This is a genomic window from Kitasatospora setae KM-6054, from assembly GCF_000269985.1.
GTDB classification, from domain to species: domain Bacteria; phylum Actinomycetota; class Actinomycetes; order Streptomycetales; family Streptomycetaceae; genus Kitasatospora; species Kitasatospora setae.
Window position 1 is genome coordinate 8,607,109 of record NC_016109.1, and the last position, 22,579, is coordinate 8,629,687.

The window sequence follows — 22,579 nt, forward strand, 5'->3', positions numbered from 1 at the left end:
GCGGCCGCGGGGCCTACGGGGCCGGCAGGAAGCCGGTCTCCCGGAAGTAGGCCAGGTAGCGCAGCACCACCTCGTCGGTCAGCTCCGGCAGCTGCACGCCCAGCCCCGCCACCAGCTCCGCCGTGTGCCGGGAGTCGAAGCGGCGGCCCACCGGGGCCGTCCCGGACGGGGAGCCGTCCTCGCCGAGGAACAGCTGCGCCGCGTTGTCGGGCCGGGCCGCGACGGCGGCCCGCCACTGCTCGGCGGGCAGCGTCCGCAGCCGGTAGCCGAGGGTCTCGGCGGCGGCGAACACCCGTTCCAGGGCGGGCGGTTCGGGGTGGGTGAGGTGGAAGGTGCCGAGCCGTCCGGCGCCGACCAGGGCGGTGACCGCCGCGCTGACGTAGTCCACCGGCACCCAGCCGGTCGAGCCGGCCGGCAGGTCGGGCACCGCGCCCGCCTGCAGGCAGCCCTTGATCAGCTGCCAGAGCAGGTCGCGGTCCTGGCAGGCGCCGCTCGCCGTGTCGCCGCTGATCCGGCCCGGCCGGTGCACCGCCACCGGCAGGCCGCGCTCCCGGGCCAGCCCGACCAGGCCCTCGGCGACCCACTTGCTGCGCGCGTACCCGTCCGGCAGCTCCTCGGCGGACCCGAGGCCGGTCGCCTCGGTGACCGGCTCCGGGCCGCCGGACGGCGGGTGGACGCCGGTGGTCGACACGTAGTGCAGGCCCGGCGAGCCGGAGTCCGCCAGCAGCCGCAGCAGCTCCCCGGTGCCGCCGACGTTCGCCGCCCGCAACTCCCGGTACCCGGCCGCGAAGTTCACCCGGGCGCCGTTGTGCAGCACCGGCCCCAGCCGGCGCGCCAGCGCCGCCCGGACGCCCGGCTCCAGGCCCAGGCCGTCCGCCGCCAGGTCGCCCGGCACGGCCCGCACCAGCGGCCGGTAGCGCTCGCGCCACAGGCCGTACCGGCGCAGGTTCCCCTCCAGCCGCCGGGCCCCGTCCCAGCCGTCGGACGCCCGCACCAGGCAGTCGACCGGCCCGCCGGTGCGCTCCAGCAGGTCGCGCAGCAGGAACGCGCCGAGGAACCCGGACGCCCCGGTCAGCAGCGGCACCGGGGCGGGCCGGGCCGTCCCCCGCCGGGCCGCCGCGATGGCCGCCGCCGCGTTCGGCGCGACCTCCGGCGCCAGCCGCACCTCGGCCGCCCAGTCGGTCACCTCGGCCGGCCCGGTCGCACCGGAGGCCGCCCCCGTGAGCGGCGCCCCCGCGAGCGGCGCGTCCCCCGACCCGTCCAGCAGCCGCCCGACGCCCGCCGCCGTCGGCGCCGCGAACAGCGCCCGCAGCGACAGCCGCCGCCCGCAGCGCTCCTCGATCCGCTGGGCCAGCGTCACCGCCAGCAGCGAGTGCCCGCCGAGCGCGAAGAAGTCGTCGGTGACCCCGACCTCCGGCACGCCCAGCACCTCGGCGAACAGCCCGCACAGCTCCCGCTCCCGCGCGGTGCGCGGCGCCCGCCCGGCCGCCTTCGGGCCCTCCGGGGCGGGCAGCGCCCGGCGGTCGACCTTGCCGTTGGGCGTCACCGGCAGCGCCGCCAGGGCGACGAACGCGGCGGGCACCAGGTGGTCCGGCAGGGTCTGCGCCAGCCGGGCCCGCAACTCCTCGGGACCGCCGCCGCCCACCGTGTACGCCACCAGCCGGCGGTCGCCCGGACGGTCCTCCCGGACCAGCACGCAGGCCGCCGCCACGCCCGGCAGCGCGGTCAGCGCCGCCTCCACCTCGCCCGGCTCGATCCGGAACCCGCGCAGCTTCACCTGCTCGTCCACCCGCCCGACGTACTCCAGCCGCCCGCCCCGGCCCCAGCGGGCCAGGTCGCCGGTGCGGTACATCCGGGAGCCGTCCGCCGCCGCCGGATCCGCGACGAACCGCCCGGCGGTCAGCCCCGGCCGACCCAGGTAGCCGCGCGCCAGGCCCTCGCCCGACACGTACAACTCGCCCACCACGCCCGGCGGGACGGGCGCCAGCCGGGCGTCCAGCACCCGCACCCGGGAGCCGTCGACCGGGGCGCCGATCGGCACCGTCCGCCCCGGCGCGAGCGGGCCCTCGGCGCTCTGGAAGCCGCTCATCGTCGCGCACACCGTGGTCTCGGTCGGACCGTACGCGTTGACCAGGAACCGCCCCCGCGCCCAGCTCCGGGCCAGCGCGGGCGGGCAGCTCTCGCCCGCCAGCACCAGCGTGGTCCGCTCCGGCAGCGAGTCGGCCGGCAGCACCGCCAGCGCGGCCGGCGGCAGCGTCAGGTGGGTGATCCCGTGCGCCCGCACCCGCTCGGCCAGCGCCGGACCGGGCAGCAGCGCCTCCCGGGAGTCCAGCTCCAGGCAGGCCCCCGACAGCAGGGCCATGCACAGCTCCCAGAACGCCGCGTCGAAACTCACCGACGCCAGCTGCAGCACCCGGCTGTCACCCGTCACCCGCAGCCGGGCCCGCTGCGTCGCGGCCAGCGCCGCCACGCCCCGGTGGGTCACCACCACGCCCTTGGGCCGGCCGGTCGACCCCGAGGTGTAGATCACGTACGCCGGATGCGCCGGATCGACGTCCGGCAGCGCCGCCGGGACGTCCTCGGCCGCCTCCTCGGCCGCCTCCTCCGGGTCCAGCAGCGGCACCGCGCACTCCGGCAGCGCCCGGCGCGCCGCGGGCGTGGCCAGCAGCAGCCGCGGCGCCGCGTCCGCCAGCATGTACGCCAGCCGGGCCGCCGGGTAGTCGGTGTCCAGCGGCAGGTACGCCGCGCCCGCCTTCAGCACCGCCAGCAGCGCCACCACCAGCCCGGCGTCGCGCGGCAGCGCCACCGCGACCCGGTCCTCCGGCCCGACGCCGCGCGCCGCCAGCCGTCGGGCCAGCGCCCCGGAACGGGCGTCCAGCTCGCGGTAGGACAGCACCCCGCGCGGGTCGCGGACCGCCGGGGCGTCCGGCGTGCGCCGCGCTTGTTCGGCGAACAGCGCCGGGAAGGCGGCGGCCGGCCCGGCGGCGGGCCCGGAGCCCCACAGCTCCAGCCGGTCCCGCTCGGCGGGGGAGAGCACCTCGTACGCGTGCAGCGGCCGCCCCGGATCGGCGGTGACCGCCGCCAGCAGCCGCACCAGCCGGTCCGCCAGCGCCGCGACCGTGTCCGCGTCGAACAGCGCCGTCGCGTAGTCGACGGTGCCCAGCAGGCCGCCGTCCGGGCCCGGCTCGGCGGTGAAGGTGAACGACAGGTCGAACTTGCCGGCGCCCAGGTCGACCGGCACCGGCTCGACCCGCAGGCCCGGCAGCTCGGCCGGGGCGGCCGGCGCGTGGTTCTGCAGCACCAGCATGGTCTGGAACAGCGGGTGGTGCTCCGCCCGGGTCGGGTTCAGCAGCTCCACCAGCCGCTCGAACGGCACGTCCTGGTGCGCGTACGCCGCCAGGTCGAACTCCTTGACCCGGCCCAGCAGCTCACCGAAGGTCGGATCGCCCGACAGGTCGGTGCGGAGCACCAGCGTGTTCACGAAGAAGCCGACCAGGTCGGCCGTCGCCTCGTCGGTGCGCCCCGCCACCGCCGTGCCCAGCGGCACGTCCTCCCCGGCGCCGTGCCGGGACAGCAGCAGCGCCAGCGCCGCCTGCAGCACCATGAACTCGCTGCACCGGGCCGACCTGGCCAGGGCGGCCAGCGCCCGCGCGGTGGCCGCGCCGACCGCGAAGCGGTGGGTGGCGCCCGCCCGCCCGCCGCCGCCGGCCGGACGCGGCCGGTCGGCCGGCAGCGCGACCCGCTCCGGCAGCCCGGCCAGCGCCTCCCGCCAGAACGCCGACTGCTTGGCCAGCGCGCCCTGCTCGTCGTCCTCCGCACCCAGCAGCTCGCGCTGCCACAGCGTGTAGTCCGCGTAGTCCACCGGCAGCGGCTCCCAGCCGGGCGCCGACCCGGCCAGCCGAGCCCGGTAGGCGGCGGCCAGGTCGCGGAACAGCGGCGCCAGCGAGGAGCCGTCCGCCGCGATGTGGTGCACCACCAGGACCAGCACGTGCGCGTCCGCCGCCAGCCGCAACAGGGCCACCCGCAGCGGCAGTTCGCGCTCCACGTCGATCGGCTCGGCCACCGCCGCGGCGATCCGGTCCGCGCACTTGCCCGGCTCCACGTCCTCCACCGCGAACGGCACCCGCGCCTCGCCGGGCGGCACGATCCGCTGCACCGGCCCGTCCCCGACGGTCGGGAACAGCGTGCGCAGCGCCGCGTGCCGCTCCACCGCGTCCGCGCAGGCCAGCCGCAGCGCGTCCACGTCCAAGGCGCCGTCCAGCCGCACCGCGAACGGGATGTGGTACGTCGCGGACGGCCCGTCCAGCCGGTGCAGGAACCACAGCCGGCGCTGGGCGTGCGACAGCGGCAGCCGCTCCGGCCGCGCCCCCCGGCGCAGCGCCGGCCGGGCCGGGCGCCCCGCGTCGCGCAGCGCGGCGGCCAGCGCCGCCACGGTCGGGTGCTCGAACAGGGTGCGGATCTCCGCCTCCGCCTCCAGCGCCGACCGGATCCGGCCCACCAGCAGCGTCGCCAGCAGCGAATTGCCGCCCAGCGCGAAGAAGCTGTCGTCCGCGCCGACCCGCTCCACCCCCAGCACCTCGGCGAACAGCCCCGCCAGGATCTCCTCCCGGCCCTCGGCCGGCGCCCGCCCCGCCGGGGCCGCAACCCCGGCGGACGGCGCGGGCAGCGCCGCCCGGTCCAGCTTGCCGTTGGCCGTCAGCGGCAGCGCCGCCAGCACCAGCACCGCCGAGGGCACCATGAACGCGGGCAGCCGCCGCCCCGCCTCCGCCAGCAGCGCGGCCGGCTCCGCGACCCGCCCCGCCGCCGGCACGACGTACGCCACCAGCGCCCGGTCGCCCGGCAGGTCCTCGCGCACCAGCACGCACGCCGCCCGCACCGACGGGTGCGCGCGCAGCACCGCCTCCACCTCGCCCGGCTCGATCCGGTGCCCGCGCAGCTTCACCTGCTGGTCGGCCCGGCCCGCGTACTCCAGGCCCCGCCGCCCCCAGCGCACCAGGTCGCCGGTCCGGTACATCCGGGAGCCGTCCGCCGCGAACGGGTCCGCCACGAAGCGGTCCGCCGTCAGCCCCGGCTGCCCCAGGTAGCCGCGCGCCACCCCCGGACCCGCCAGGTACAGCCCGCCCTCCGCGCCGGCCGGCACCGGCCGCAGCGCCCCGTCCAGCACGTACGCCCGCACCCCGTCCAGCGGCCCGCCGACCGGCGGCACCCCGGCCGGCCCGTCCGCCGCGCCCACCGCGTGCAGCAGCGCGAAGGTGGTCGCCTCGGTCGGCCCGTACGCGTTCAGCACCCGGGTGCCCGGGTACGCCGCCGCCAGCCGCTGCATGACCCCCGGCGCCGCCGCCTCGCCGCCCGCCGCGACCAGCCGCAGCAGGCCCAGCGCCCCCGGATCGGTCTCCGCCACCACGTTGAACAGCGCCGTGGTCAAGAACGCCGCCCGCACCCCGTCCCGCTCCACCGCCGCCCGCAGCGCCGCCGGCTGCAGCACCCCCTCCGGGGCGGCCACCACCCGGCCGCCGTTCAGCAGCGGCACCCACAGCTCGAAGGTCGCCGCGTCGAAGACGTACGCCGAGTGCAGCAGCACCGCCTCGGCCACCCCGTCCCAGGCCCGGTCCGCCGCCAGCGCGGCGATGTCGCCGTGCGTCACGCCCACCCCCTTGGGCCGGCCGGTCGACCCCGAGGTGAACATCACGTACGCCAGCCGCCGCCGGTCCGCCGGGCCCGGCAGCGGCCCCACCGGGGTGCCCGCCGGCGGCCGGCCCGCGCCGTCCACCACCAGCACCCGCACCTCGGGGCCCAGCCCGCGCACCCACGGGTGCGCGGCGCCCGCCGCGTCCACCACCAGCAGCCGCGGCGCCGCCGCCGCGGCCACCGCCGACAGCCGCTCGGCCGGCCAGCGCGGATCCAGCGGCACGTACGCCGCGCCCGCCCGCAGCACCCCCAGCGGGACGGACACCTGCGCCGCCGACCGGCCCAGCAGCAGGCCCACGCCCTCCTCCGGCGCCGCCCCCATGGCGGCCAGCGCACCCGCCAAGCCGTCGGCGACCGCGTCGAGCTGACGGTACGTCAGGTGCTCGCCGACGCCCGCCACCGCCGGGGCGTCCGGCCGCTCCGCCGCGATCCGGGCCACCGCCGCCGCCACGTCACCGCCCGCCGCCCCCGGTGGCAGCTCCGCGCCCGCGCCCCGGGCCAGCAGCTCGGCGCGCTCGCCGTCCAGCAGCAGCGGCAGCGCGTCCGCCCGCACCTCCAGGCCGCCGGCCAGCGCCGTCAGCACCCGCTCCAGCCGGGCCGCGATCCGCTCCACCCCGGCCCGGTCGAACACCGACGGACGGAAGGCGAAGGTGAACCGCAGCGTCCGGCCCGGCGCCACGGTCAGCGTCAGCGGGTAGTGCGCCGCGTCCGCGCCCGCCATCCCGGTCACCGACAGCCCGCCCGGCAGGCCCTGCCCGGCCGCCCGCAGCCCCTCCGCGTCCAGCGGATAGTTCTCGAACACCGCCAGCGTGTCGAACAGCTCGTCCAGCCCGGTCACCGCCCGGACGTCGCCCAGCCCCAGGTGCTGACTGCCCAGCAGCGCGCCCTGCCCGTCCTGCAACCGGCCCAGCAGCGCGGCCGCGCTCTCCCCCGGCCGGACCTCCACCCGCACCGGCACCGTGTTGATGAACAGCCCGATCATCGACTCCACGCCCGGCAGCTCCGGCGGCCGGCCCGACACCGTCGTCCCGAACAGCACGTCCGAGCGGCCGGTCAGCCCGGCCAGCAGCAGCCCCCAGCCGCCCTGCACCAGCGTGTTCAGGGTCAGCCCGTGCGCCCGGGCGGCCGCCCGCAGCCCGTCCGCCACCGCCCCGTCCAGCTCCAGCACCACCGCCTGCGGCAGCTCGCCCGCGTGCGCCGACGCCGCCGCCCGGCCCGCCAGCAGCGTCGGACCCTCCACCCCCGCCAGCGCCGTCCGCCACGCCCCCAGCGCCGCCTCCCGGTCCTGCGCCGCCAGCCAGGCCAGGTACGAGCGGTACGGCGCCACCCGGGGCAGGCCCGACGCGTCGCCCCGCCGCGCGTACAGCTCGAACAGCTCGCGCAGCAGCAGCGGCACCGACCAGCCGTCCAGCAGCAGGTGGTGCGCCGTCACCACCAGCCGGTGCCGGTCCGGCCCGGTGCGCAGCAGCGCGAAGCGCAGCAGCGGCGGCTCGGCCAGGTCGAAGCGGCGCACCCGGTCCGCCGCCAGGAACGCCCGCAGCCGCTCCGCCGGATCCGGTCCCGACGCCAGGTCCAGCACGGTCAGCGGCACCGGCACCTCGGCCGCCACCGCCTGCACCGGCTGGTCCAGGTCCTCGTGCAGGAAGCCCGCCCGCAGGTTGGCGTGCCGCCGCAGCAGCGCCGCCAGCGCCGCCCGCAGCGCCTCCTCGTCCACCGCGCCCTCCAGCGCCAGCACGAACTGCGAGGTGTAGACGTCCACCCCCGCGGAGTCGTACAGCGCGTGGAAGAGCATGCCCGCCTGCAACGGCGTCAGCGGCAGGACGTCCTCCAACTGGAACCCGGTCATGCGCGTCCACCCCACTTGTTCTTCAGTCGGTCGAGCTGGGCCTGGTCCAGGGAGACCAGGGGAAGGTCGGACGGCGTCCAGCCGCCCGCGTCGGGCTGCGCGGAGTGCTCCGCGACGGCGCGCAGCGCCCGGTCGAAGGCCGCGGCGAGCGCGGCCACGTCCGCCTCGGCCAGCAGGTCGGCGGCCCACGTCCAGCGCACCAGCAGGCGCGGGCCGTCCGGGCCGTCCTCGGTGTGCGCGTTGACGTCCAGCACGTGGTGCAGCGGCATCCCCGGGTCCGCGGCGGCCGGCGCGCCGCCCTCCGGCAGCACCTCCCAGTCCGCCGCCGGGCCGGTGCCGGGCGCCGGGTAGCGGCCCAGGTAGTTGAAGCCCAGCCGGGGCGCCGCCCCGCCCGCCAGCCGCTCCCGGCCCGCCGGGTCCAGGTGCCGCAGCACCCCGTACCCGACGCCCCGGTCCGGCACCGCGCGCAACTGCTCCTTCACGTTCTTCACCGCCCGGTCCACCACGCTCGCGTCGAACCGGCCCGGATCCCGCGGATCCAGCGGCCCCGGATCCAGCAGCACCGGGTACAGGCTGGTGAACCAGCCCACCGTCCGCGACAGGTCGACGCCCTCGGCGAGCTGCTCGCGCCCGTGGCTCTCCAGACCCACCAGCACCCCGCCCGGACCGTCCGCCACCGAGAACCGCCGCGCCCGCACCGCCAGCGCCAATGCCGTCAGCAGCACGTCGTCCACCCCGGCGTGGAACGCCTGCGGCGCGCTGGTCAGCAACTCCCGCACGCACCCGGCCGCCGGACGGGTCGTCAGCGTCCCCGCCCGCCCCGCCGTGTCCCGGGACGGATCCAGCACCGGACCGCCCGGCCGGGCCGCCGTCGCCGCCACCCACAGCGGCAGCTCACCGGCCCGCACCCCGTCCGCACCCTGCCCGGCCAGCAGCCGAGCCCAGGACCGGTACGGCGTCCCGACCGGCGGCAGCGCCACCGCGCCCCCCTCGGACACCGCGCGCCACGCCGTCACCAGATCCTCCAGCAGGATCCGCCAGGACACCGCGTCCACCGCCAGGTGGTGCACCACCAGCAGCAGCCGCCCGCGCGCCGCCGGCCCCGCGTCGCACCACACCGCCTCGAACACCCGCCCCGCCGCCGACCGCAAGCGCCCCCGCGCCCGCTCACCGGCCGCCGCCAGCACCTCCCGCACCCCCTCCTCGTCCAGCCCCGCGACGTCCACCCGCTCCAGCCGCGCCCCGACCGGCACCGCCCCGGGCGGCAACACCTCCAGCAGGACGGGGGACGAGGCCGACCCGTCCGGCACCGGCCGGGCGGGGGCGGGGAACAGGGCCTCCGGCCCGGTGACGTCTGCGGTGGCGTGCCGGGGGAGTGCCGCCCCGGCGGTGCCGTCCGACGTGCCTGCGGGCAGCGCGCCCGCCGCCGTCCCGCGGCTCGTGCCCTCGCCGTCCGGCGCCCGCCGGGGCGCGACGACCGCCGCCGTGCCGCCGTCCGGCAGCGCGCCGTCCGTCGCGTGGACGACCCGCATCCGCAGCATGTCGTGGTGGTCGACCAGCAGTTGCAGGGCGGCCGTCAGGCGGTGCTCGTCGGCGCCCGCCGGGGTGCGGAGCACCGCGGACTGGTTGTAGCCGTCGGTGGGGCCCGGGCGGTCGAGGAACCAGGCCGCGATCGGGGTCGGCGGCATCGTCCCGGTGCCGTCCTCGGCGGGGGCCGGGGCCGCGGCGTCCTCGGCGGTGGGGACGGCGACCGCCGCCACCGCCTCGGGCGTGCGGTGCAGGAACACCTCGCGCGGGGTGATCCGCAGGCCCGCCTCGCGGGCCCGGCTGACCAGCTGGATGGAGAGGATGCTGTCGCCGCCCAGCGCGAAGAAGTCGTCGTCGGGCCGGACCTCCGGCACCCGCAGCACCGTCGCGAACACCTCGCACAGCGCCCGCTCGGCCGCCGTCAGCCCCCGGCCCTCCCAGGCCGCCGCCGTCGCCCGCTCCGGCGGCACCGGGTCGGGCAGCGCGCGCCGGTCGGTCTTGCCGTTGGGCAGCAGCGGCAGCGCCGCCAGCCGGACGAACGCCGAGGGCACCAGCGAGGGCGGCAGCGCCGCCGCCAGCCGGGCCCGCAGCTCGGCGTCGGTCAGCGGTGCCGGGCCGGGGCCCGGCACCAGGTAGCCGACCAGCCGGCCGCCGCGCACCAGCACGCAGGCCGCGGCGACCTCGTCGAGCGCGGTCAGCGCCGCCTCGACCTCGCCGGGCTCGATCCGCAGGCCGTGCAGCTTGACCTGGTCGTCGGCCCGGCCCGCGTAGCGCAGCAGGCCGTCCGCGCCGAGCCGGACCAGGTCGCCGGTGCGGTACATCCGCCCGCCGTCCGGGCCGAACGGGCAGGCGGTGAAGCGCCCGGCGGTCAGGCCCGGCCGGCCCAGGTAGCCGCGGGCCAGGCCGGCCCCGGCCAGGTACAGCTCACCGACCACGTTCGGCGGGACGGGGCGCAGGTCCTCGTCCAGCACGTACGCCCAGGTGTGGTCGACCGGAGTGCCCAGCGGCACGCCGCCCGGCCCGTCCGCCGCCGGGCGGTGGCGGTGCGCGGTGGCGTCGATGGTGGCCTCGGTCGGCCCGTACAGGTTGTGCACCTCGACGCCCCAGGCCCGGCCGGCCCGCCCGGCCAGCGCGGCGGTCAGCGGCTCGCCGCCGCACAGCACCGCCCGCAGCGCCTCCGGCGCCCGCTCGGCGGCGGTCTCGCCCAGCACGAGGTTCAGCAGCGAGGGCACGAACTGGGCGATCGTCACGCCGAGTTCGCGGATCCGGGCGAGCAGGCCCGCCGGGTCGTGGTCCAGCTCCGGCGGCACCGGGCAGGTCGCGCCGCCGTGCAGCAGCGGCAGCCAGGTCTCCCAGACCGAGGCGTCGAAGCTCGGCGAGGTGCGGGCCAGCACCCGGTCCGCGCCGGTCAGCTCCAGGTGCCCGGCCATCCACGCCATGTGGTTGACCAGCGCGCCGTGCGGCACCAGCACGCCCTTGGGACGGCCGGTGGAGCCCGAGGTGTGGATCACGTACGCGGCGTCCAGCGGCCCCGGCTCCGGCCACTCCAGCGGACCGGGCGAGACGGGGAGCGCCGCGGCGTCCAGCACCAGCACCGGCAGCGGCAGTTCGGGCAGCTCGGCGCGGAACGCCGCCGCCGTCACCAGCAGCACCGGCCGGGCGTCCTCGACCGCGAAGCGCAGCCGGGCCGCCGGGTAGCGCGGGTCCAGCGGCAGCCAGGCCGCGCCCGCCTTGGCGACCGCCAGCATCGCGACCACCTGCTCCACCGTGCCCGGCAGCGCCAGCGCGACCACGTCGCCCCGGCCGACGCCGCGCCCGCGCAGCAGCCGGGCCGCCGCGTCGGAGCGGGCGTCCAGCTCGGCGAAGGTCAGGCCGCCCGAGCCGCCGGGAACAGCGACCGCGACCGCGTCCGGCGTCCGGTCCCGCTGGGCCCGGAACGCGGCCGGCATCGAGAGCCCCGCACCCGCACCCGCACCCGCACCCGCGTCCTGGTCCCGCACCGGCCCGCGCGCGGCGGCCGCCAGCGCGGCCCGCTCCGCGCCGTCCAGCACCTCCACCGCCCGCACCGGCCGGGCCGGGTCGGCGGCCAGCGCGCCCAGCAGCCGCACCAGCCGGTCGGCCAGCGCCCGGGCGGTCGCCGCCTCGAACAGGTCGGTGGCGAACTCCAGCGTCCCCTCCAGGCCGCGCGGCCGGCCCCGGCCGTCGCGGCGCTCGGCGAAAGAGAAGGTCAGGTCGAACTTGCTGATGCCGGTGCGCACCGGCTGCCGGGCCACCGACACGCCCGGCAGGTCGAGCGCGGCGTCCGCGGTGTTCTGCAGCACCAGCATGGCCTGGAACAGCGGGTGGCGGCTCTCGGTCCGCTCCGGCTCCAGCGCGTCCACCAGCCGCTCGAACGGCACGTCCTGGTGCGCGTACGCGGCCAGGTCGAACTCCCGGACCCGGTCCAGGACCTGCTCGAAGGTCGGGTCGCCGGACAGGTCGGTGCGCAGCACCAGCGTGTTGACGAAGAAGCCGACCAGGTCGTCCAGCGCCTCGTCGGTGCGGCCCGCGACCGGTGTGCCGAGCGCGATGTCCTCGCCGCCGCCGTGCCGGGACAGCAGCACCGCCAGCGCCGCCTGCAGCACCATGAACAGGCTGCAGCCGCGGGCCCGGGCCAGCGCCTCCAGCGCCCGGTGGGTGTCCTCGTCGACGGGGAAGTCGAACGCCTCGCCCCGGTGCGAGGCCGCGGCCGGCCTGGGCCGGTCGGCCGGCAGCTCCAGGACGTCCGGCAGGTCCTCCAACGCCTCCCGCCAGAAGGCCAGCTGGCGCGCCGCCAGGCTCGCCGGGTCGGCCTCCTCGCCGAGCAGCGCGCGCTGCCACAGCGTGTAGTCCGCGTACTGCACCGGCAGCGCGGCCCACCCCGGCGCCCGCCCCGCCGACCGGGCCCGGTACGCCTCGCCCAGCTCCCGGGCCAGCGGCGCCAGCGACCAGCCGTCGCCCGCGATGTGGTGCACCAGCAGCACCAGCACGTGCGCGTCCGCGCCGGTCCGCAGCAGCCGGGCCCGCACCGGGCGCTCCACCGCCACGTCGAAGGCGTACGCCGTCTCCGCCGCCAGCACCTCGTCCAGCCGCCGCGGGTCGACGTCGCGCGGCGCCAGGTCCAGGTCCGCGCCCGCCGCGTCCAGCACCAGCTGGCGCGGCACGCCCCCGGACTCCGGGAACACCGTGCGCAGCGACTCGTGCCGCTCCACCACGTCGCGCAGCGCCCGCTCCAGCGCCGCCGCGTCCAGCGGCCCGTCCAGCCGCAGCACCAGCGGCACGTTGTACGTCGGGCTCGGCCCCGCGAACCGGTGCAGGAACCACAGCCGCTGCTGCGCGTACGACAGCGGCAGCTCGGCCGGCCGCCGCTGCGCCCGCACCAGCGCGGGCCGGGACGCCCCGGCGCCGTCCAGCGCCGCCGCCAGCGCGGCCGGCGTCGGGTGCTCGAAGACGGTGCGCACCTCGGCGTCCACGTCGAGCGCCGCGCGCAGCCGGGCCGCCAGCCGGGTGGCCAGCAGCGAGTGCCCGCCGAGCGCGAAGAAGTCCTCGTCCGCGCCGACCGACGGCCGGCCCAGCAGGTCCGCGAACAGGCCGCAGACCAGCTCCTCGCGGGCCGTCCGCGGCGCCCGCCCCGCCGGGGCCGGCCCGGCGGACGGCGCGGGCAGCGCCGCCCGGTCGACCTTCCCGTTCGGGTTCAGCGGGAACGCCGCCAGCGGCACCACCGCCGACGGCACCATGTAGCCCGGCAGCACCCGGCCCACCGCCGCCGCCAGCGCGGCCGGCTCCGGCCGGGCCCCCGCCGCCGGGACGACGTACGCCACCAGCCGCCGGTCGCCCGGCACGTCCTCGCGGACCAGCACGAACGCGTCCGCGACCTCCGGCAGGCCCGCCAGCACGCCCTCGATCTCGCCCGGCTCGACCCGGTAGCCGCGCAGCTTCACCTGCCCGTCGGCCCGCGCGACGTACGCCACCTCGCCGTCCGCCGTCCAGCGCACCAGGTCGCCGGTGCGGTACATCCGGCTGCCGTCCGCCGCGAACGGGTCCGCCACGAAGCGGTCCGCCGTCGCGCCCGGCCGCCCCAGGTAGCCGCGCGCCACGCCCCGGCCCGCCAGGTACAGCTCGCCCACCACGCCCGGCGCCACCGGGTTCAGCGCGCCGTCCAGCACGTGCAGCCGCATCCCGTCCAGCGGCCGGCCGATCGGCGGCACCCCGGACGCGTCCGGCCGGACCTCGTGCCGGGTCGCGAACGTCGTCGTCTCGGTCGGCCCGTACACGTGCAGCACCCGGGTGTCCGGCGCCGTCGCCGCCACCCGCCGCATCGCGTCCGGCGAGGCCAGCTCGCCGCCCGCGCACACCACCCGCAGGCCCGCGAACACGCCCGGATCGGTCTCCGCGACCACGTTGAACAGCGCCGTGGTCAGGAACACCGCCGTCACGCCGCGCTCCTGCACCGCCAGGTCCAGCCCCCGGGCCTCCAGCAGCCCGCCCGGCGCCACCACCACCCGGCCGCCGTTCAGCAGCGGCGCCCAGATCTCGAACGTCGAGGCGTCGAAGACGTACGCCGAGTGCATCAGCACCGCGTCCACCGCGCCGTCCGCCCAGGCCGCGTCCGCCGCCAGCGCCGCCACGTCCGCGTGGCTGACCCCGACGCCCTTGGGCAGGCCGGTCGAACCCGAGGTGAACATCACGTACGCCAGCGCGTCCGGCCCCGGCACCGCCGCCGGACGGCCCGGCCGACCCGGCCCGCCGCGCAGCACCCGGCCCAGCCGGTCCAGCACCACCAGCGGCAGGCCCAGGCCCGCCACCCACGGCTCGGCCGCGCTCTCCTCGTCCACCACCAGCAGCCGCGGCGCCGCCACCGCCGCGACCCGGTCCAGCCGCTCGGCCGGCCAGCGCGCGTCCAGCGGCACGTACGCCGCCGCCGCCCGCACCACGCCCAGCGAGGCCGTCACCACCGCCGCCGACCGGCCCAGCAGCACGCCCACCCGGTCCTCCGGACCGACCCCGTGCCCGGCCAGCACCGCCGCCAACTCGGCCGACAGCACGTCCAGTTCGGCGTACGACAGGACCGCCCCGCCGTCCGCCACCGCCACCGCGCCCGGCGCCGAGCGCACCCGGCGGGCGAACAGCGCGGCCAGCGACCCCTCGTCGCCCGCCCCGGCCTCCCCGGACGCCCCCGGCAGCGCCCGGGCGGTGCCCCAGCGCGCCAGCCGCCGGTGCTCCTCGGCCGTCAGCAGGTCGTACCCCGACAGCCGCCGGTCCGGCTCCGCCGCCACCAGCTCCAGCAGCCGCACCAGCCGGGCCGCCAGCGCCTCCGCCGTCGACCGGTCGAACAGCGCCGTCGCGTACTCCAGCCCCGCCGACAGGCCGCCGCCCTCCTCCTCGGCGAACGCGAAGGTCAGGTCGAACTTGCTCAACCCGTTGTGCACCAGCCGCTGCTCCACCGCCAGCCCCGGCAGCTCCGCCCGGGCCGCCCGCTGGTTCTGCAGCACCACCACGGTCTGCACCAGCGGGTGGTGGTCGCGCGCCCGCACCGGGTTCAGCTCCTCCACCAGCCGCTCGAACGGCACGTCCTGGTGCGCGTACGCCGCCAGGTCGAACTCCCGTACCCGGCCGAGCAGTTCACGGAACGTCGGATCACCCGACAAGTCGGTGCGGAGCACCAGCGTGTTCACGAAGAACCCGACCAGCTCCTCCAGTCCCGGATCCGTCCGCCCCGCCACCGGCGCCCCCAGCGGCACGTCCTCCCCGGCCCCGTGCCGGGACAGCAGCACCGCCACCGCCGCCCGCAGCACCATGAACAGCGTGCTGCCCGCCGACCGGGCCAGCCCCAGCAGCGCCGCCGGCAGCCCGGCCGGCAGCTCGAACTCCACCACCGCGCCGCGCGGATCCGCCACCGCCGGCCGCGCCCGGTCCCACGGCAGCTCCACCAGCCCCGGCAGACCCGCCAGCGCGCCCCGCCAGAACGCCAACTGCTCCGGCAGCAGCACCCCGTCCTCGGCCAGCAGCCCGCGCTGCCACAGCGCGTAGTCCGCGTACTGCACCCCCGACCCGGCCGGCGCCTCCGCACCCGCCAACCGGGCCCGGTACGCCGCGCCCAGATCCCGCACCAGCGGCCCCAGCGACCAGCCGTCCGCCGCGATGTGGTGCAGCACCAGCACCAGCACGTGGTGCTCCGGCGCCGCCCGCAGCAGCCGGGCCCGCAACGGCGGATCCACCAGCACGTCGAACGGCTCGCCCACCGCCGCCAGCACCGCCCCCTCCAGGTCGACCGGCGCCACCCCCTCCACCGGCGGACGCGGCGCCGCCCGCTCCGCCGACAGCACCAGCTGGTACGGCACGCCCCCCGCCTCCGGGAACACCGTGCGCAGCGACTCGTGCCGCTCCACCACGTCCAGCAGCGCCCCGCGCAGGGCATCCGCGTCCAGCGCGCCGCGCAACTCCAGCACCAGCGGCAGGTTGTACGACGAACCCGGGCCCTCCATCCGGTTCAGGAACCACAGCCGCCCCTGCGCGAACGACAACGGCACCGGATCCGGACGCCGCGCCCCCGCCACCACCGCCGGACGCCGCGCCGCCGCCGGATCCAGCACCCGGGCCAGCGCCGCCGCCGTCGGGTGGTCGAACAGCGTCCGCACCGACAGCTCCGCCCCCAGCACCGCCCGCAGCCGGCCCACCACCCGCATCGCCAGCAGCGAGTGCCCGCCCAGCTCGAAGAACCCCTCCCGGGGCCCGACCGCCGACCGCTCCAGCACCTCCGCGAAGACCCCCGCGACCAACTCCTCCCGCACCCCCAGCGGCTCCCCGCCACCGCCACCCCGGAACTCCTCCGCCGGCGCGGGCAGCGCCGACCGGTCCACCTTCCCGTTCGGCAGCAGCGGCAGCGCCGCCAGCACCACCACCGCCGACGGCACCAGGTGCCCCGGCAGCACCCCCGCCAACGCCGCCCGCAACGCCGGACCCGACACCCCCGCCCCCACCGCGTACCCCACCAGCCGCGGCTCGCCCGGCACGTCCTCGCGCACCACCGCGCACGCCGCCGACACCCCGTCCAGCGCCCCCAGCGCCGCCGCCACCTCACCCGGCTCCACCCGGAACCCGCGCAGCTTCACCTGCTCGTCCGCGCGCGCGACGTGCTGCAGCAGCCCGTCCGCCGACCACCGCACCAGATCACCGGAGCGGTACATCCGCGCCCCGCCGCCCTCGAACGGATCCGCGACGAACCGCTCCGCCGTCAGCCCCGGCCGCCCCAGGTAGCCGCGCGCCAGGTTCGGCCCCGACAGGTACAACTCGCCCACCACACCCGCCGGCACCGGCCGCAGCGCCCCGTCCAGCACGTACGCCCGCATCCCGTCCACCGGCCGGCCGATCGGCACCGACCCGCCCGGCCGCTCCGGCTCCGCCGCCCCGGCCGTCCGGTGCGCCGTCGCGTCGATCGTCACCTCCGTCGGCCCGTACAGGTTGTGCACCGCCACCCCCCACCGCCCGGCCACCGCCACCGCCAACCCGCGCGGCAGCGCCTCACCCCCGCACAGCACCGCCCGCAACCCGGCCGACGGCCGCCCGGCAGCACCGGCCCCGGCGGAGCCCTCCGGGCAGTGGGCGCCGCCGTGCCGCACCGCCAGGCCGCCCCCGGCGCCCGTCCCGGCCGCCCGCGTGCCGTCTCCGGCCTGCCCGGCCGGGTCCCGGTGGTCGTCCGTCGCCCCGGTGGTGCCGTCGGCCGGTCGGGTGTCGCCGTGCCCGGCCGGCCGGTCGCTTCCGGCCCCGGCGCCCGTCCGGGCCGCCCGCGTGCCGTCGGCCGTCGGGTGGTCTCCGCTCTGTTCCTGTCCCTGTCCCTGTCCCCGCCCGTTCGGCGCGGCCGCCCGCAGGGCCTGCGCGCCGTCGTCCGCCCGCGCGGCGTCCGGGCCGCTCTCGGCGAGGACCAGGGCCAGGTGCGAGGGCACGAACTGGGCCACCGTCACGTCGAAGCGGCGCATCCAGTCGAGCAGTTCGCGCGGTTCCCGGTTGGCCCCGGCCGGGGTCACGCAGACCTCGGCGCCCTGGGTCAGCGGCAGCCACAGCTCCCACACCGAGGCGTCGAAGCTGGTGGAGGTGCGGGCCAGTACCCGGTCGTCCGGGGTCAGTTCGAGGTGGCGGGCCATCCAGGCCATGTGGTTGGCCAGCGCCAGGTGCGGGACGACCACGCCCTTGGGGCGGCCGGTCGAGCCGGAGGTGTAGATCACGTACGCCGCGGCCGCCGGGTCGGCGGGCCGGAACGTCCCGGCCGGCCCGGCCGTCCCGCCCGCCGGGGCGGGCAGCGGTTCGTCCAGGGACAGCCGGGGCACCGGCCCCGTCGCCGCCTCGGCCGGCGCGCCCGCGCCGGTGAGCAGCAGCGCGGGCCGCGCGTCGTCCAGCATCTGCCGGATCCGGGCCGCCGGGTAGCCGGGGTCGACCGGCAGGTAGGCCGCGCCCGCGCGCAGTACGGCCAGCATCGCCACCACCGTCCGGGCCGACGGCTCGGCGGCCAGCGCCACCAGTGCTCCGCCGCCGATCCCGCGTCCGCGCAGCACGCCCGCCAGCGCGTCGGCCCGCGCGTCCAGCTCGGCGTAGGTCAGGCGGGTGTCCGCGTCGCGGACGGCGGGGGCGTCCGGGGTGCGGGCGGCCCAGGCGGCGACCGCGCCGGGCACGTCCGAGTCCGGCAGCGGACGCGCCGCGCCGCGGCCGAGGGCCAGCATCCCGGTCCGCTCCCCGGCCGACAGCGGGTCGATCGCCCCGACGGTCAGCTCCGGGTCGTCGGCGACCAGGGCGAGGACGCGGGCGAACCGGTCCGCGAGCGCCCGCGCCGTCGCCGGGTCGAACAGTTCGGCGGCGTACTCCAGGTGCCCGCCCAGCCGGGGCCCGCCGGCCCCTCCGCCATCGCCGTCACCGTCCCCGTCCCCGACCCCGTCCCCGGCCTCCTCGACCAGCGAGAAGGTCAGGTCGAACTTGCTGGTCGCGGGCGGCCCCGAGAGGTCGCGCACCGCGACGCCCGGCAGGTCGAGCACGGCCGGGCGCTGGTTCTGCAGCACCAGCATGGTCTGGAACAGCGGGTGGTGGCCGCCGGACCGGTCCGGGTTGAGCGCCTCCACCAGCCGTTCGAACGGCAGGTCGGCGTTCTCGAACGCGGCCAGGTCGAACGCGGCGACCCGGCGCAGCAGTTCGCGGAAGCCGGGGTCGCCGGAGAGGTCGGTGCGCAGCACCACCGTGTTGACGAAGAACCCCACCAGCTCGTCCAGCGCTTCGTCGGTCCGCCCGGCCACCGCCGTCCCGACCGGCACGTCGGTGCCCGCGCCGTGCGCGTGCAGCGTCACCGCGAGCGCCGCGTGCAGCGCCATGAACGGCGTGCAGCCGCTCTCCCGGGCCAGCCGCACCAGCCGCCCGTACGTCCCGGCGTCCAGCGCGAACGGCACCGACCCGCCCCGGTGCCCGGGCAGCGCCGGCCGCGGCCGGTCCCACGGCAGCCCGACCGGACCGGGCAGCCCGGCCAACGCCTCCTGCCAGAAGGCGAGTTGGCGTGCGACCGGCGCCGCGGGGTCGTCCTCCGCGCCGAGCAGCGCGCGCTGCCACAGCGCGTAGTCCGCGTACTGCACCCGCAACGGCGGCCACTCCGGCTCCCCGCCGCCACCCGCCGCCCGGGCCCGGTACGCCGCGCCCAGGTCCCGGCAGAGCGGCGCCAGCGACCAGCCGTCCGCCCCCACGTGGTGCAGCACCAGCACCAGCACGTGCCGCTCCGCGCCGACCCGCAGCAGCCGGGCCCGCACCGGCAGGTCCGCCGCCAGGTCGAACGGCGCCCCCGCCAGCCGCGCCACCTCCCCGGCCGCCCACCCGTCCGGCCCCGCCGCGCCCGGCCCGTCCGCCGCCCCCGCCGGGGCGGTGACGACCTCCAGCGGGACCAGCGCGGCCGCCGCCGCCGGTTCCAGCACCACCTGCCGGGGTATGCCGTCGTGCTCGGCGAGGACCGTGCGCAGGCTCTCGTGGCGGGCCAGCACGTCGGCCAGCGCGCCGCGCAGCGCGCTCGCGTCCAGCGGCCCGTCCAGCGCCAGCACCAGCGGGACGTTGTAGACGTCGTCGCCCGGGCCCGCCGCCCGGTTGAGGAACCACAGGCGCTGCTGCGCGTACGACAGCGGCAGCGGGTCGGGTCTGTCGACGGCGGTCAGCGCGGGCCGGGCCGCGCCGGCGGCGCCGTCCAGCGCCGCCGTCAGGGCGGCCGGCGTCGGGTGGGCGAAGACCTCGCGCAGGCCGAGTTCGGCGCCCAGCGCGGTGCGGATCCGGCCGGCCAGCCGGGTGGCGAGCAGCGAGTGCCCGCCGAGCGCGAAGAAGTCGTCGTCGGCGCCGACCCGCTCCACCCCCAGCACCTCGGCGAACAGGCCCGCCAGCACCTCCTCGCGCGCGGTGCGCGGGGCGGTCCGGGCGCCGGCCGGGAGCGCGGGGGCGGGCAGCGCGGCCCGGTCGACCTTGCCGTTGGCGTTCAGCGGCAGCGCGTCCAGCAGCACGAACGCGCCGGGCACCGTGTACGCGGGCAGCACCCGGCCGAGCGCGCGGGCCAGCCCGGGCCCGTCCGGCCGGGTACCCGGCGCGGGCACCACGTAGGCGACCAGCCGGGGGTTGCCGGGCACGTCCTCGCGGACCAGCACCCGCGCGTCACACACGTCGGCGCGGGCCAGCAGCGCGTTCTCCACCTCGCCCGGCTCGATCCGGAAGCCGCGCAGCTTGACCTGTCCGTCGGCCCGCCCCACGTACTCGACGTCGCCGCCGGCCGTCCAGCGCACCACGTCGCCGGTGCGGTACATCCGGGCGCCGCCGCCCTCGAACGGGTCCGCGACGAACCGCCCGGCGGTCAGCCCGGGCCGCCCCAGGTAGCCGCGGGCCACGCCCGCGCCGCCCACGTACAGCTCGCCCGGCACGCCCGCCGGGACCGGCCGCAGCGCCGCGTCCAGCACGTACAGCCGCATCCCGTCCAGGGCGCGGCCGATCGGCGGCACCCCGGCCGCGTCCGGCCGCACCTCGTGCCGGGTCGCGAACGTCGTCGTCTCGGTCGGCCCGTACACGTGCAGCACCCGGGTGCCCGGCGCGGCCGCGGCGATCCGCCGCATCAGGTCGGGCGCGGCCGCCTCGCCGCCCGCCGCGACCAGCCGCAGGCCCGCGAACGCCGCCGGGTCGGTGCGGGCGATCTCGTTGCACAGCGCCGTGGTGAGGAACAGCGCCGTCACGCCGTCCCGGGCCACCGCCGCCCGCAGCGTCCGCGCGTCCGGCACGCCGGGCTCCGCGACCACCACCCGGCCGCCGTTCAGCAGCGGCGCCCAGATCTCGAACGTCGAGGCGTCGAAGACGTACGCCGAGTGCATCAGCACCGCGTCCACCGCGCCGTCCGCCCAGGCCGCGTCCGCCGCCAGCGCCAGCACGTCCGCGTGGCTGACCCCGACGCCCTTGGGCAGGCCGGTCGACCCCGAGGTGAAGACGGTGTACGCCAGCCGGTCGCCGCGCACCGGCCCCGGCAGCGCGCCCGGCCGCTCGGGACCGCCGCGCAGCAGGCCGCCCGCCCGGTCCAGCACCAGCACCGGCAGCCGCCCGGCCGCCCCGGCCACCCACGGCAGCCCGGCCGCCGCCCCGTCCACCACCAGCGCCCGCACCCGGCCCACCTCGGCCACCCGGTCCAGCCGCTCGGCCGGCCACCCCGGGTCCATCGGCACGTACACCGCCCCGGCCGCCACCGCGCCCAGCGACGCCGCCACCACCGCCGCCGACCGCCCCAGCAGGACGCCGACCCCGTCCTCCGCGCCCAGCCCCCACCCGGCCAGCGCCCGGCCCAGCGCGCCCGCCGACTCCGCCAGCTCCCCGTACGAGAGCACCGCGCCGCCGTCCAGCACCGCCGGGGCCGCCGGGTCCCGGCGCACCCGCTCCGCGAACGCCGCCGCCAGCCCGCCCGCCGCCGTGCCGTCCGCCGTCCCCGCCGGCAGCGCCGCGCCCCGGCCGCCGGCCAGCAGCTCCCGGGCCCGCTCCGGGGCGACCAGCGGCAGCCCGTCCACCGGCGCGCCGGTGGACGCGGCGGCGAACGCGGCCAGGAAGTCGAGCAGCGCCCGCTGGTGCAGCCGGACCTCCTCCGGGTGGTACAGCGCCGGGTTGCTGTCCAGGCCGAGCAGCGGGCCGGCGCCCTCCGAGCGCTCCGAGACGAACAGCGACACGTCGTCCACCGGGCCGACCGACAGCACCCGGGAGAGCGCCGGGCTCCCGGCGAAGTCCAGCGCGTAGTCGTAGCCCATGACGTTGACCACCACGTCGGTCAGCCGCGCCCCGCCGTCCGCCAGGTTCAGCTCCCGGGCCAGCCGCTCGCGCGGGAAGCGCCGGTGCCGCAGCGCCCCGCGCATCTCGGCGGCCACCGCCCGCACCAGGCCCCCGACCGTCGCGTCCGGCCCGACCGCCAGCGGCAGCGGCAGGATCGTCGCGGTCATCCCGACCGCGTCGCGCAGCGCCCCCGGCCGGCCGTGCGAGGCCAGCCCCACGCACACCTCGGCCCGGCCGGAGACCCGCGCCGCGTACGCCGCCACCGCCGCCACCAGGACCGCGCTCCAGGTGGTGCGGCTCTCCGCCGCCAGCCGCCGCAGCCCGTCGAACACCGGCAGCGCCAGCGTCCCGCCGGTGTGCAGCGCCCCCACCCCCGACCGCTCCGGGCCGGCCGCGCCCGCCGCGCCCTCGGCCAGGTCGGTGCGCCGCCGCAGCAGCCCCGCCCCGCTGCCGTCCGCCCGGCCGGCGAACCGGCCCGTCCAGTACGCCCGGTCCGCCTCGAACCGCTCCGACGCCAGGTAGGCCGCCTCGTCCGCGACCAGCGCGCCCAGCGGCCCGCCCGGCGCCACCGCCGACTCCGGGTCGGCCCCGCCCACCAGCCGGGTGTACAGCTCGGCGGTCGCCCGGGCGACCAGCGCGCCGCTCAGCCCGTCCATCGCGATGTGGTGGAAGCGCACGTACCAGTAGTGCAGCTCCGGACCCAGCCGCAGCAGCGCGTGGTGGTGCGCGGGCGCCGCCACGTCGTCCACCTCGGCCAGCTTCGCCGCCATGTACCGCTCCGCCGCCGCCACCGGGTCCGCCGCCCCCGACACGTCCACCAGCCGCAGCCGCCGCCGCACCGCCGCCGGCCGCACCACCCGCTGCCGGACCCGGCCGTCCTCCTCCACCAGCACCGTGTTGAGGCTGTCGCACAGGTGCAGCACCCGGTCGACCGCCGTCGCGAACAGCCCCTCGTCGAGCCCGCCCCGGATCTCCAGGCACTCGGCGATGTTGTACTTCGGGCTCTCCGGGTCGAGCAACTGGCCGTACCGCACGCCCTGCTGCGCCGCGGTCAGCTCCAGCAGCTCGGGAACGGGGGCGGGGGCGGGGGCGGGAGTGGAGACGGGAGCGGGGGACAGGACGGGACGGTTTTCGGGCATGCCGACGACACCTCGGTTCGTGGGGGTTTTCCAGCGACGAACGGGGAGCGCCACGGGCGCG

Annotated in this window: 2 protein-coding genes; both read right to left on the reverse strand. The window is 78.9% G+C overall.

Annotated elements, in window-relative coordinates; all coding sequences use genetic code 11:
- Positions 1 to 13 precede the first annotated feature (13 nt).
- Positions 14 to 7,534 carry a non-ribosomal peptide synthetase gene (locus KSE_RS37290; RefSeq protein ID WP_014140585.1) on the reverse strand — a complete coding sequence of 2,507 codons (7,521 nt, stop codon included), beginning with the start codon at positions 7,532 to 7,534 and terminating at the stop codon, positions 14 to 16.
- On the reverse strand, positions 7,531 to 22,518 hold the full coding sequence (locus tag KSE_RS37295) for a non-ribosomal peptide synthetase (protein ID WP_014140586.1): 14,988 nt from the start codon (positions 22,516 to 22,518) through the stop codon (positions 7,531 to 7,533). Before KSE_RS37295 ends, KSE_RS37290 begins: the two co-directional genes overlap by 4 nt.
- Positions 22,519 to 22,579 lie beyond the last annotated feature (61 nt).